10 protein-coding genes are annotated in these 13,106 nt (G+C 73.3%); 8 read left to right on the top strand and 2 right to left on the bottom strand.

Annotation, left to right across the window (positions count from 1 at the left end):
* The first annotated feature begins 45 nt into the window (after window positions 1-45).
* The 5 genes from AB0J72_RS28945 to AB0J72_RS28925 all read left to right on the top strand — a co-directional run bounded on the left by AB0J72_RS28945 (window position 46) and on the right by AB0J72_RS28925 (window position 6,305).
* Window positions 46-1,233: an AAA family ATPase gene (locus tag AB0J72_RS28945; protein ID WP_344503339.1), complete on the top strand. Its 1,188-nt coding sequence runs from the start codon at window positions 46-48 to the stop codon at window positions 1,231-1,233.
* Between the two features lie 992 nt (window positions 1,234-2,225).
* Window positions 2,226-3,443 (top strand): VWA-like domain-containing protein, encoded by a 1,218-nt coding sequence (locus AB0J72_RS28940; RefSeq protein ID WP_363403956.1) that lies wholly within the window; start codon window positions 2,226-2,228, stop codon window positions 3,441-3,443.
* Window positions 3,444-3,508: 65 nt separating this feature from the next.
* The gene (locus AB0J72_RS28935) at window positions 3,509-4,189 is read left to right on the top strand and encodes a hypothetical protein (RefSeq protein ID WP_363403954.1); all 681 of its coding nucleotides are present in this window, start codon (window positions 3,509-3,511) and stop codon (window positions 4,187-4,189) included.
* Window positions 4,186-5,649 carry a histidine kinase gene (locus AB0J72_RS28930; protein ID WP_363403952.1) on the top strand — a complete coding sequence of 488 codons (1,464 nt, stop codon included), beginning with the start codon at window positions 4,186-4,188 and terminating at the stop codon, window positions 5,647-5,649. The genes AB0J72_RS28935 and AB0J72_RS28930 overlap by 4 nt, the downstream gene beginning before the upstream one ends.
* Window positions 5,646-6,305: a response regulator transcription factor gene (locus AB0J72_RS28925; RefSeq protein ID WP_363403950.1), complete on the top strand. Its 660-nt coding sequence runs from the start codon at window positions 5,646-5,648 to the stop codon at window positions 6,303-6,305. The genes AB0J72_RS28930 and AB0J72_RS28925 overlap by 4 nt, the downstream gene beginning before the upstream one ends.
* Window positions 6,306-6,441: 136 nt before the next feature.
* Here AB0J72_RS28925 and AB0J72_RS28920 read toward each other — a convergent pair whose 3' ends face one another.
* On the bottom strand, window positions 6,442-7,371 hold the full coding sequence (locus AB0J72_RS28920) for an SDR family oxidoreductase (protein ID WP_363403948.1): 930 nt from the start codon (window positions 7,369-7,371) through the stop codon (window positions 6,442-6,444).
* An 83-nt stretch (window positions 7,372-7,454) separates the two neighbouring features.
* On the opposite strand from AB0J72_RS28920, the gene AB0J72_RS28915 reads away from it, so the two are divergent.
* Together AB0J72_RS28915 and AB0J72_RS28910 are read left to right on the top strand one after the other, a co-directional pair.
* Window positions 7,455-8,075: a TetR/AcrR family transcriptional regulator gene (locus AB0J72_RS28915; RefSeq protein ID WP_363403946.1), complete on the top strand. Its 621-nt coding sequence runs from the start codon at window positions 7,455-7,457 to the stop codon at window positions 8,073-8,075.
* 58 nt (window positions 8,076-8,133) lie between these two features.
* Complete coding sequence (locus AB0J72_RS28910) at window positions 8,134-9,048, top strand: PAC2 family protein (protein WP_363403944.1); 915 nt, start codon at window positions 8,134-8,136, stop codon at window positions 9,046-9,048.
* 1,040 nt (window positions 9,049-10,088) lie between these two features.
* Here AB0J72_RS28910 and AB0J72_RS28905 read toward each other — a convergent pair.
* The gene (locus AB0J72_RS28905; RefSeq protein WP_363403942.1) at window positions 10,089-12,080 is read right to left on the bottom strand and encodes an FAD-dependent oxidoreductase; all 1,992 of its coding nucleotides are present in this window, start codon (window positions 12,078-12,080) and stop codon (window positions 10,089-10,091) included.
* 74 nt (window positions 12,081-12,154) lie between these two features.
* On the opposite strand from AB0J72_RS28905, the gene AB0J72_RS28900 reads away from it, so the two are divergent.
* Window positions 12,155-12,994, top strand: coding sequence for a phosphoribosylaminoimidazolesuccinocarboxamide synthase (locus AB0J72_RS28900; RefSeq protein WP_363404096.1), 840 nt, complete (start codon window positions 12,155-12,157; stop codon window positions 12,992-12,994).
* Window positions 12,995-13,106: the final 112 nt, after the last annotated feature.

The raw sequence follows: 13,106 nt of genomic DNA, 5'->3' as shown, positions 1-13,106 counted from the left end.
AATTGGGTCGCGGAATTGTCGTACCCGGCGGCTACCGTGTCGCGCATGACCGCAGAACCAACGGCGCTGACCCTGCTCGCCGCGGCCGACGAGCTGCTCGCCGCGACGCGTTCGACCCGCGTGGAGCGGCGCGACAACACCCAGCTCGAGGCCCTGGCGCTGGCCGTCTCCGCCAACCTGCCGGTCCTGCTGTGGGGCGAGCCCGGCATCGGCAAGTCCTCGGCGCTGCAGCAGCTCGCCGACCGGCTCGACGTGCCGATGGAGACGGTCATCGCCAGCATCCACGAGCCGTCCGACTTCGCGGGCCTGCCCGTCGTCGGCGACGACCCCGCCACGCAGGGCGTGCCGATGGCCCCGCCCGACTGGGCCGTCCGGCTCGCCAAGCGCGGCTACGGGCTGGTCTTCTTCGACGAGCTGTCCTCCGCCCCGCCCGCCGTGCAAGCCGCGCTGCTGCGCGTCGTCCTGGAGCGGCGCGTCGGCAGCCTCGAGCTCCCGCCCGCGGTCCGCGTCGTCGCCGCTGCCAACCCACCGTCGAGCGCCGCCGACGGCTGGCACCTCAGCCCGCCCCTCGCCAACCGGTTCGTCCACCTGCACTGGACCCACGACCCCGCCGTCGTCGCCCGCGGTCTCGCCGGCACCTGGCCCACCGCCGACATCCCCCGCGTCGACCCGCGCAAGGGCGCGTCGGCGCTGGCCAGGGCCCGCGGCACGCTGTCCGGGTTCCTCACTGCCCGCCCCGGCCTCGCCCACCACCTGCCCGCCGACGCCGAGGCCCGCGGCGGCGCCTGGCCGTCCCCGCGCACCTGGGAGATGGCGCTGCGCCTGCTCACGTTCGGCATGGCCAGCGACGCCACCCGCGCCGCCCTGTCCACCGCCCTCGTCGGCGCCATCGGCGACGGCGCCGGCCTCGAGCTGGTCAACTACCTCGACGAGCTCGACCTCCCCGACCCCAACCGCGTTCTCGCCAACCCCGACGCCTTCCAACTCCCCGCCCGCGGCGACCGCCAGCTCGCCTTCCTGACCGCCGTCGTCTCCGCCGTCCAGAGCAACACCACCCGCGAGCGCTGGGAAGCCGGCTGGACCGTCCTGAGCAAGGCCGTCGAGGCCGGCGTCCCCGACGTCGCCGCCCGCGCCGCCGCCGACCTCGCCGCCATGCGCAAACCCGCCTGGCCCGTGCCCGCCACGATCGACGCCTTCATCGACATCCTGAGCCTCTCCGGCGCCCTCCGATGACCACCCCACCCCCAGCGGGCGCGGTGGACCCCCCACTCCCAGCAGGTGCCGCCGCCCCACCGCGTCCGACGGGTGCGGTCGGCCCGTCATCCCCGACGGGCGCAGTCCGCCTGCCGTCCCAAGCCGGACCGGGCGATCTACCGTCTCAAGCCGCGCCGGTCGGCCCACCCCCAGCAGACGCAGCGGGTCCACCATCTCCAACGGAAGCGGTCAGCCCTTCGCCTCCGACGAGCACGGTCAGCCTGCCGGCTCAAGCCAGGCCGCTCGATCAACCACCTCCGGCCGAGGCGGTAGGCCTGCCACGCACCGCTGGAGTCGAGCCAGGACACCCTGCCCCGGCGCCACCGGCATCCAGTTCCCTCGCGCACGCGCAACCAGCGCTACCCGCACCCATCCAGCCGCCTCTGCCCGCGGCGACACAGCCACCACCATCTGCACCCGCAACACCGCAGGCCACACCACCCGCGACTACGACGACCCATGCGACGCCGTCTGCGCCCACAACGCCGCAGGTCACACCACCCGCGACTACGACGACCCGTGCGACGCCGTCCGCGCCCACAACGCCGCAGGTCACACCACCTCCGCCCGCAACGACCCAAGCGACGCCGTCCGCGCCCACAACGCCGCAGGCCACACCACCTCCGCCCGCAACGACCCAAGCGACGCCGTCCGGCACCACGGCGTCGCAGGCCGAAGCACCCGCGCCGGCGATGCCGCAAGCCGCGCCGTCCGGCACGACAGCGACGGAGGCGCCATCGTCGGTGGGCGCGGGTGGATCGGCATCTGTGCCCTCGGCGCAGGCGCATCCGGCGTTGTCCGTGGGCGGTCTGCCGGGTTCTCCGGACCCGCGTCAGCAGCCGGCGTCATCAGCGTCGCCGCTGCCGGCACAGGAGGTGCCGGCCGTGCCCGCGGAGGTGGAAGCGGCGCCCTCCGAGTCCGCGGCGACGCCTGCGGCGGCGTCTTCCGAAGCGGCTGCAGCCGCGGTGCCGGTGGCGATTCCTGCGGGGCCGTCGGTCGGGGCGGCCCAGGCGTTGGATCGGACGAAGCTGCTCGCGGCGCGGTACAAGGCGGCGATGCTGCGGCCGTATCTGGCGACGGCGTTGTACGCGTTGTCGGTCGTGCCGAGCCGGCACCTGGCGACCATGGGGGTCGACCGGCGGTGGCGGTTGTACGTGTCGCCGGAGTTCGTGGACGGGCACAGCGTCGAGGAGCTCGCCGGGGTGTGGGTGCACGAGGTGGCGCACCTGCTGCGGGACCATCACGGACGGGCGGACCGGCTGCCTGCGGGAGACCGCGGCGACCACCTGCGGGTCAACCTCGCGCAGGACTGCGAGATCAACGACGACCTGGTCGCGGACAAGCTGGTGCTGCCGGCGTCGCGGGTGGAGCCGGCGACGTTCGGGCTGCCGGAGGGGCGGCTGTTCGAGGAGTACCTGGCCGGGATACCGCACACGCACGCGCACGACGTGCAGTGCGGGTCGGGCGCGCACGGCATCCCGGTCGCGGGTGAGGTCGGTGACGCCGCGGAGCCCGGCGTGCGGGACGTGGAGGCGGTGGCGATCCGCCGGCAGACCGCCGACGCGATCCGGGCGCACGTGCGGTCGCGTGGCACCGTGCCCGGGGGCTGGCAGCGGTGGGCGGACGAGATCGCCGAGCCGGTCGTCGACTGGCGGCGGCTGCTGACCGGGGCGCTGCGGCAGGCGGTGGCGTGGGCGAGCGGGGCCGTCGACTACACGTACGCGCGGCCGGGGCGGCGGACCGGGGCGATGCGCGGGGTGGTGCTGCCGAGCCTGCGCCGGCCGCTGCCGCGCGTCGCGGTGGTCGTCGACACGTCGGGCTCGATGGGCACCGACGACCTGGCGGCGGCGCTGAGCGAGGTGACGGGCGTGCTGCGTACCGTCGGCATCCGCGGCAACCGGGTCACCGTCGTCGCCTGCGACGCCGACGTGCACGCGGTGACGCGGGTGGTGAAGGCGGAGCAGGTCGAGCTCGGCGGTGGCGGCGGCACCGACATGCGGGTCGGGATCGCGGCGGCGCTGCGGTCGCCGGACAAGCCGCAGATCGTGGTCGTCCTCACCGACGGCGGCACGCCGTGGCCCGACGAGCCGACGGGGTGCCGGCTCATCGCCGGGCTGATCGGGCCGAACCCCCCGCTGCCGCCGTCGTGGGTGGAGTCGGTCCACATCACACCGACCAATGGCGGCTGATCCAGGTGTACGCGACAACTTTCGGAGACTGTCCCGCCACGGTCCGGCTGCCTACCGTGAGGTGTATGGCAGAACACGAGCTGGGGCTGTCCCGCGCCGACAAGTGGCTGATCGGTGCCGGGTTTCCGCTGGCCGGGGTCGCGGTCGGCTGGGCGCTGCCGCTGCTGGCGCGCTGGCTGCTGACCCTGCCGTGGGTGCCGTTCAGGGGGCCGGTCCGGCTCGTGGCGGCGCTCGACCACGGGGTCGGGCGGATCGCGCTGGTGGCCGCCGGGCTGCTGCTCGGGGTGGTGTTCGTGGTCGTCGCGGTGCACGAGACGCTGCGGGTGACCGTCGCCAACGCCGAGCTGCGGCTGCGGCTCGGCGACGCCGCCTGGGCCGTGCGCCGGGAGGACGTGTCGGCGGTGTTCGTCGACGGGCGGCTGCTCGTCGTGCTGGACCGGGACTCGCGGCAGGTGGTGCGGGAGCGGCTGGAGCGGGCCGGTGACCGGCACGTGGCGGAGGCGTTCCAGGCGCACGGCTACCCGTGGCGGAGGCAGGACCCGTTCGGGGAGCTGTTCCGGCGCTGGGTGCCCGACCTGCCGGACCTGCCGGCCGCGGTCAACGCGGTCCTCGCCGCCCGGGCTGCGGCGCTGACCAGCAAGAGCACCACCGACGCCGCGGAGCTGCGCGACGAGGTCCAGAAGCTGGGGTACACGGTCCGCGACGACGGCACCACGCAGCACTGGCGTCCCCTGGTGCGCTCGTGAAGGCCCGCAACCTCGTCGTCGACGCGACCGTCTTCGTCATCTCGGCGCTGACGATGGTGGTCGCCGCGGCGTCCGGGCTGGACAGCGGCGCCCTCAGCGACGAGCGGCTGCTGGTGTCGACGGCCGTGACCGTGCCGGCGTTGGTGCTGATCTGGTGGCGACGGCGCTGGCCCGTACAGGTGGCGCTCCTGCTGCTCGTCCCGGCCGCGCTCACCGATTTCGTCGGCGGGGCGACGACGATCGCGGTGTTCACGGTCGCGGTGCACCGGCCGTTCCGGGTGGCGCTGGGGGTCGCCGTCGCGCACCTGCTGGTGCCGGTCCCGCTGATGCTCCGCTATCCGGACCCTGACCTGCACATCGTGGGCAACGCCACGGCCATGGCGCTGATCATGTGCATCGTCCTGGCGTGGGGGTCGACGGTGCGGGCGCGGCGGGAGCTGATCGCGTCGCTGCGGGACCGGGCCGTGCGCGCCGAGGCGGAGGCCGAGCAGCGCGCCGATCTGCTGCGCGGGCTGGAGCGGGAGCGGATCGCCCGCGAGATGCACGACGTGCTCGCCCACCGGATCTCGCTGATCAGCCTGCACGCCGGCGCCCTGGAGATCCGCCGCGACCTGTCGCAGGAGCAGATCGCCGAGGCGGGCGGCACCATCAGGGCGAGCGCGCGCCAGGCGATGGAGGAGCTCCGGGAGATCCTCGGCGTGCTGCGCAGCAGCGACGACGACGAGCTGCGGCCGCGCCAGGACCTCGCCGACCTGGACGAGCTGATCGAGGAGGTCCGCAGGGCCGGCACCCCCGTCGACCTCGACAACCGGCTCACGGCCGGCGGTGACGCGGGGCCGGAGACGCTGCCCGCGGCGGTGAACAGGACCGCGTTCCGCCTCGTGCAGGAGGGCCTGACCAACGCCCGCAAGCACGCGCCCGGCGCCGCCGTCGCGGTCCGCCTCGACCGCACGAGCCAGGGCGAGCTGCACGTGTGGCTGCGCAACCCGCTGCCGGCCGTCCCGGTGCGGCCCGCGCTGCCGGGGTCGCGGTCGGGCCTCGTCGGCCTTGCTGAGCGCGTCACCCTTGCCGGCGGTCGCCTCGAACACGGCCCCCGCCGCACGACCGCACCCCCGCGGCACGCCACGGCGCCACAGCCCGGCGCGACACAGCAGCCCGGCAAGGCACAACAGTCCGGCGCGGCGCAGCTGTCCGGCGCGGCGCAGCTGTCCGGCACGGCGCAGCAGGACAGCGAGGCACAGCAGGCCGGCGGAGTCCGGCAGGCAGGCTCTGATCCGCAGGCCGGTGGCGGGCACGGGCACGACGGGCCGAGGAACGGTGGGGGGCACGGGCACGGCGGGTCGGGGGACGGTGGGGGGCACGGGCACCGCGGGTCGAGGGACGGTGGGGGGCACGGCGGGTCGGGGGACGGCGGCGAGGTCGGGTTTCACCTCGAGGCGTGGCTGCCGTGGCGGGGATGATCCGGGTCGTGGTCGTCGACGACGACGCGCTGGTCCGGGCCGGGCTGGCGATGGTCCTCGGCGGGGATCCTGAGCTGGAGCTCGTCGGGGAGGCGGGCGACGGCGTGGCGGCCGTCCAGGTGGTCCGCGCCAGCCACCCCGACGTGATCCTCATGGACATCCGGATGCCGCGGATGGACGGGCTCGCCGCGCTCGAGGCGCTGCGGGCCGGTGGGGTGCCCGGGGCGGTGGTGGTGCTGACGACGTTCGACACGGATGAGCACGTGCTGCGGGCGCTGCGGCTCGGGGCGCACGGGTTCCTGCTCAAGGACACGCCGCCGCTGGCGATCCTGGACGCGGTGCGGCGGGTCGCGGCCGGCGAGCAGATGCTGTCACCGTCCGTGGTACGGCGGCTCGTCGACCACGTGGTCCGCGACGACACCGCCGAGCGGCGCGCGGTCGCTGAACGAGCCCTGGACGCGTTGACCCCGGCGGAGCGCAAGGTCGCCGACGCCGTCGCCGAGGGCCGCTCCAACGCCGAGATCAGTGCGGCGCTGCTGATGAGCGTGGCCACCGTGAAGACGTACGTGTCGCGCATCCTCGGCAAGCTCGGCTGCACCAACCGCGTCCAGATCGCCATCATGGTCCACGAAACACGCCCGACCCGCGGCACCTGACCACCACGCGGCCCGCGACCTCCCGGATCGCGACCGTCCGCGTCGCGACCGTCCGGGTCGCGACCGTCCGGGTCGCGACCGTCCAGGTCGCGGGCACGCCGGGCGTCGGCGGTCCGTCGTGGAAGGCCGCCGGGGGTCAGCGGTGGTAGCGGTCGGCGATGAAGCCCGGGGTGGGTGGCTCCGCGGGCGCGGCCGTGGCGGGCAGGCCGGGGGCGGTGTTGGCGCCGAAGCCGCGGCGCAGGGTGCGGACCTGCTCCTCCATGGCGGGGACGCTGGTGCGCGCCTGGCGTTCGATGACGCGTTCCGACAGGCGGCTGTTGAGGAAGGTGCGCAGCCAGTACACGACGGCGACGCTGCGGGGGACGAAGACCTTGCGGCGGCGGCGTTCGAGGGCGGAGACGAACGCCTCGGCGCAGCGCTCCACCGACGTGGTCGAGCCCAGTGGCGGCGGCAGCTTGCGCAGCGTCTCGCGGAACGTGGGCATGTCGTCCTGGGCGTCGCGGACGAGGTCGGTGTCGATCCACGACGGGTGGGCCGTGCCGACGCGGACGCCGTGGTGGGCGACCTCCAGGCGCAGGGCGTTGCCGAAGTGCTCGACGCCGGCCTTCGACGCGCAGTACGGCGCCATCCCCGGCAACGCGGCGAACGACGCCGCCGACGCGACGATGAGCAGGTAGCCACGGGACTCGATGAGGTGTGGCATGACGGCGGCGGCGGTGCGCATGACGCCGACGAGATTGACCTCGACGGTCCGTACCAACGCCTCGATGTCACCGGTGGCGACGGTGCCGCGGCTGGCGACGCCCGCGTTGGCCACGACGGCGTCGATGCGGCCGTGGGCGGAGACGGCGCCCTCGACAGCGGCTGCCAGACTGGTCTGGTCGGTGACGTCGCAGGGGAACCAGGCCGCGTCGAGGTCGGCGGCGACGGCGGCGAGGCGGTCGGGTTCGAGGCCGGCGAGGACGACCTTCGCGCCGCGGGCGGCCGCGATGCGGGCGGTGTGCTCCCCGATCCCCCTGGCGGCACCGGTGATGAGCACCACCTGGCCGGACAAGCTGTGCTGCACCGTGGGCCTCCCGTCGGCGGTACCGTCCAGTACCAGGCAAACTAACACCCACGGACATTCTGGCGAAAGGCCGAGGCAGGCGCATGACGAGCACGAGAACCGCCGAGGAGGTCCGCGAGGCGCTGACCGGCGGGCTGGCGGCGGCGATCGCGGACAAGGGCTACGCGGCGACGACGATCGCCGACGTGGTCATGCACGCGCGGGTGTCGAAGCGCACGTTCTATGAGCACTTCACCGACAAGGAGTCGTGCCTCATGGCGCTGTACGAGCAGGGCTGCGTGCACCTGCTCGCCGTCGTGCGCAGCGCCGCCGGTGGTGGCCGCGGCGACAGCTGGAAGGCCATGGTCAACGACGGGGTGACCGCGTACCTGAACGCGTTGGAGAGCATGCCGGCGGTCACCCGCACGCTGCTCGTGGAGATCCAGGCGGCCGGCCCGAAGGCGTACCGGCTGCGGCAGCAGATGCAGCGCCGATTCGCCGATACGCTGGTAGAGGTGGTCGATGCGGCGCGGGCCGCCGACCCGGCCATCCCCGAGCTGTCCCAGCTGCTCGCGATCGCGCTGGTGGGAGGGGTGCACGAGATGATGCTGCAGGTCTCCGACCCGTACACGGGCGCCGGGCCGTCATTCACGTCCCTGGCGCCGGCCGTCGACGAGCTGGTCTACGCGATCCTCACGAATCCCTGGTCCGCCGGGATGGAATGATCGAGCGCACCCGCGAGTTGCGTTTCTTGCAATCGTTGTTCAAGGAGGCTGCGTTCCGGTGCTCAACCCCAGCGAGCTCTACACGCTCACCGAGGACCCGCCGGCCGTCGACCGGCCGGTGCTCGTCCACGCGCTGACGGGCTTCGTCGACGCCGGCAACGCGAGCCGCCTCGCCCGCGAGCACCTGCTGACGATCGGCTCGCCGCGCACGGTGGCGACGTTCGACCTCGACCAGCTCTACGACTACCGCAGCCGGCGCCCGGCGATGCTGTTCGTCGAGGACCACTGGGAGCACTACGAGCAGCCGCGCCTGCTCCTGCGCGTCCTGCGCGACGCGACCGGCACCGAGTTCCTGCTGCTCGACGGCCCCGAGCCGGACCTGCAGTGGGAGCGGTTCACGGCGGCGGTCATCGAGCTGATCGAGCGCTTCGACGTGCGGGCGACGGTCGGCCTCACCGCGATCCCGATGGCCGTGCCGCACACCCGCCCCACCGGCGTGACCGCCCACGGCACGAGCCGCGACCTGATCGCCGGGTTCGAGCCGTGGCTGCAGCGCGTCCAGGTGCCCGGCAGCGTCGGCAACCTCCTCGAGTTCCGCATCGGCCAGCAGGACCGCGACGCCTTCGGCTTCGCCGTACACGTGCCGCACTATGTGGCGCAGGCGGAGTTCCCCTCGGCGGCCGAGAAGCTGCTCGCCTGCATCTCCGAGGCGACCGGCCTGCAGCTGCCCACCGAGGAGCTGCACACCGCCGCCGAGTCGGTCCGCGCCGAGATCGACGTGCAGATCGCCCAGGCCGACGAGGCCGCGTCGCTGGTGCGGGCGCTGGAGGAGCAGTACGACGCGTACACCCGCGGCCGCCAGGGCAACAACCTCCTGGCCGACTCCCCCGCCCCCCTCCCGACCGCGGACGAGATCGGCGCGGAGCTGGAGCGCTTCCTCGCCGAACAAACCCGCAACGACGAGAACCCGTAGCACCTCCGTCACGGTCCGCAACGCCTTCCCCCGCCGTTCCACCCCTGGTGAAAGCCCGGAAACTACGGTCCGTCACGACCCCGGAGATCAATTTTTCGGGTGGGGGTAGGGTTGCTTTGCAGCGGTCACCCCGGCACCCAGCGGTCGAAGCCGTGCCCGCCAGGACGTGAAGCCGTGCCCACCAGCAGCGAGGAAGTCCAGCCGCCAGCGGCGTGACCACGGCCCGGCCGGGTCCGCCGCGCGGCCACGCGCGGACAAACCCGGCGGCGTCGAGGATGACGTGGCCGCTTGTCGGCCCTCAGGCGGCTGATCTGTCCCGGGCAGCTGGTCTGTCCCGGGCAGCTGGTCTGTCCCGGGCAGCTGGTCTGTCCCGGGTGGCTAGCCTGCCTCGGGCTGCCGGTCTGCCTTGGGCGGCCAGTCTGTCCCGGGTCGCTGGCCTGCCTGGGCGGATCAGGCAGGAACGAGTTCTGCCCGGCTCGGATCGGAGGCCGGCGCGAGTTCTGCCCGGGTGCGAGTTCTGCCCGGCGCGGATCGAAGGCAGGCGCGAATCAGCAGGTGCGGGCCACGCGTGCGGGATCTGGCGTGCGGGATCTGGCGTGCGGGATCTGGCGTGCGGGATCTGGCGGGTCCGGGACGAGCGGGTGCAGGACGAACTCGCCCGCGGAGGCAGGCCCACCCGGCGGCCAGAAGTCCAGCCGCTGGTCACCGCGGGTCGGGCGCGAACAAACCCGCCGATGGCCAGGCACGGACGGACCCCGGCAGCGGTCGCGTGCGGATGAACCCGGCGGCGATGACCTGGCCGTTGGAGCGATGACCTAGCCGTTGGCCTGCCTTGCGAGGACCAGGCAAGTGCGGATCAGGCGGGTCGGATCAGGCCAGGTCGGATCAGGCCGGGTCGGATCGGGCCGGGTCGGATCGGGCCGGGTCGGATCGGGCGGGTTGGATCAGGCGGGTCCGAGACGAGAGCGGGGGCGAGACGAGTTCGCCAGTGGTGGCGCGGGCACTGGCGGGCAGAAGTCCAAGCCGTCGGGTGCCGTGGGTCAGGCGCGGACGAATCTGGCGGCGTCGGCGATGACGTAGCCGTTCGTTTGTTCGGTGCGGATCAGGACCGAGCCGGCGCTGCCGGCGGTGAACTGGAAGGTGCCGAGGGGGACCCATTGGCCGCCGGAGGTGCGCTGGTCGACGGTGTGTGTGGTGACGCCGCCGGTGTGGACGACGTCGACCGGGACGTTGCTGGCCCGGTTCGTGTGGGCTGTCCAGCGCAGCTGGACTGTCCAGGCGCCCGACGACGGCAGTGACGGGGTGAATCGGAGGCGGTTCACGCCCTTCGCGGTGTTGTTGTCGTGCTCGTAGTCGCTGCCGTAGTAGCCGGCGATCGAGGTGCTCGGGAGCCAGGTGCCGGCGCGGGTCACGCCGGTGCCGTGGGAGTCGATGACGACCTCCGAGTTGGAGGAGATGTCGATGCGCTGGCCCAGGTCGCGGAGCAGGGACTGCAGCGTGGAGACGCTCACCTGCTGGACGGGCACGCCGGTCGTCAGGGCGAGCCGGGCCGCCACCGCCGCCGACTGGCCGAGGACCATGAAGACGGGTTCCATGCGGATCGAGCCGTACGCGATGTGGCTCGCCGACAGGCAGACCGGGACCAGCAGGTTCGCGCACTGCGTCTCCACCGGGACGATCGAGCGGAAGCTCACCTGGTACGGGCCGGGCACCCCGACCTGCACGTCGCCCTCGTTCTTCGCGACGCCGGAGACGACGAGGCGCTGGCAGTTGTGCGAGTCCATCGTGTAGCTGGCGAGGCCCACCGAGTCGGGGACGGTCGCCGCGCCCCGGCAGTTGTGCTCGGTCATGATGTACGAGGAGACCATCCGGCGGGCCTCCCGCACGTACAGCATCGGCGACCAGAAGCCGGTCGCGGAGAACTCGTCCGGTGCCGGGCCCCAGGCCGCCGTGGCGGAGCGGATCGTCGCCGGGACGCGGGGGTCGTTGGCCAGGAACCACATCAGGCCCTGCTGGTACGTGCGGTGGTCGGCGACGATCGTGTCCCGCGCCGCGAACGAGGCCGTCGGATAGCTCCACGAAGCACCGATGTGGTCGGTGGAGAAGGCGCCGTCGTTGTTCGAGTCGGTCTTGCCGCCGCCGACGTCGACCGTGTTGAAGAAGGGTCCCGTGTAGCCGGCCTCGATGTAGCGCAGCAGCAGCGCGTAGCGGCCCGCGTCGTAGCCCGCCGGGCGCTGCCACGGGAGCCGGTCCGCGGCCCTGGTCAGGCACATGCGGAAGTTGTACGCCTGGATCCGGTCGTCGGCGGTGCCGTTCGGTGCGAGGGCCGCGGCGGAGACGCCCGGGAGCAGCCCGCTGCCCGGGTTTCCCGGGGTCACGTACGGGTCGACCGGCTTGACGAACTGGTGCTTGTCGCGCAGCTGGACGCCGTTGATGCTCTCGCCGTAGGCGGCGTTGCCCTCGCGCCCGAGGGTCGTCGCCACGCCGGCCTTCGCCATCAGGTCGCCCTCGTAGCTGGCGTCGACGTACATGAGCCCGCGGTACACCTGACCGTCCTCGGTGGACAGTTCGACGATGCGGTTGCCGGCCTTCGTGACGGTGGCGAGCTTCCGGCCGAGCTGGACGGTGACGCCGGCCTCGGCGAGGAGGTCGGCGAAGACGGCGGCGGCGACGTGCGGCTCGAACTTGAACCGCGCCGGCGACGTCGGCGTGACCGGCGTGCCGGCGTACCTGGCGTGCACGCGGCGGTAGAACTCGTGCGACAGCCCGCCGATCGCGGCCGTGTTGCCGGTGTCGGTGGCGCCGAGGCCGGCGGTGGTCATCCCGCCGACGTGCATGCCCGGGTCGATCACGACGGCCGTGCCGCCCGACCGGCGGAACTGGATCGCCGCCGCGAGTCCGCCGGGCGTCGCCCCGTAGACGACGAGGTCCGCGCTGACGACGGCCGCGGACGCGCGGACGCCGGGGCCGAGGATGACGGCACCGGTGCCGAGCGCGCCGGCGACGATGAGCTGGCGACGGGTCTGCGGCATGACAGGGCTCCTCCGGGCAACCACAACGGAGGGGTCGCCGCACCCCTGAGATCGATGGAAGTCTAGACGTTAGGCTGGCGGACGTGAAGTTGTTGCATTCGGGCAAGGTCCGCGACGTCTATCTCGACGGCGACGACCTGATCCTGGTCGCGTCCGATCGCATCTCGATCTACGACGTGGTGCTGCCGACCCCGATCCCCGACAAGGGCGCGGTCCTCACCCGCCTGTCGCTGTGGTGGTTCGAGCAGCTCGCCGACATCGTGCCCAACCATGTGCTGTCCGCGACCGACGTGCCCGCCGAGTTCGCCGGCCGGGCCATCCGCTGCCGGCGCCTCGACATGGTGCAGGTCGAGTGCATCGCCCGCGGCTACCTGACCGGCCTCGGCCTCAAGGAGTACGTCCGCGACGGCGCGGTGAGCGGCGTCACGCTCCCGCCCGGCCTGGTCGAGGCCGACCGCCTGGAGCAGCCGATCTTCACCCCGACGACGAAGGAAGCCGTCGGGGTGCACGACGAGTTCATCACGTTCGACGACGTGGTCGAGCAGGTCGGCAAGGAGCAGGCGGAGGAGCTGCGCGACCTGACCCTGCGCGTCTACTCCCGCGGCCGCGACATCGCCGCCGAGCGCGGCATCATCGTCGCGGACACCAAGCTCGAGTTCGGCCGCACCGCCGACGGCACCCTGCTGCTCGCCGACGAGGTCCTCACGCCCGACTCGTCCCGCTTCTGGCCGCTCGACGAGTGGGAGCCGGGCCGCACCCAGTTCTCCTTCGACAAGCAGTCGGTCCGCGACTGGTCCCGCGACGCCGGCTGGGACCAGACGGCGCCAGGTCCGGAGGTCCCCGCCGATGTCGTCGAGCGCACCCGTTCGCGATATGTCGAGGTGTACGAGCGGCTGACCGGCCTCTCCTTCTGACCCTCCCGCAAGGCCACGGTCCGCGAACGGGCCGTGGCCGGCCGGCGAGGACGGCAGGTCAGTCATCGGGCGAGCGGCGCGACGGCAGGTCAGTCGTCGGGCGGGCGGCGAG

Origin of the sequence: Dactylosporangium sp. NPDC049742, from assembly GCF_040674675.1 — a bacterium.
Classification (GTDB): Bacteria; Actinomycetota; Actinomycetes; order Mycobacteriales; family Micromonosporaceae; genus Dactylosporangium; species Dactylosporangium maewongense.
This window is presented reverse-complemented; position numbering and strand designations above follow the sequence as displayed.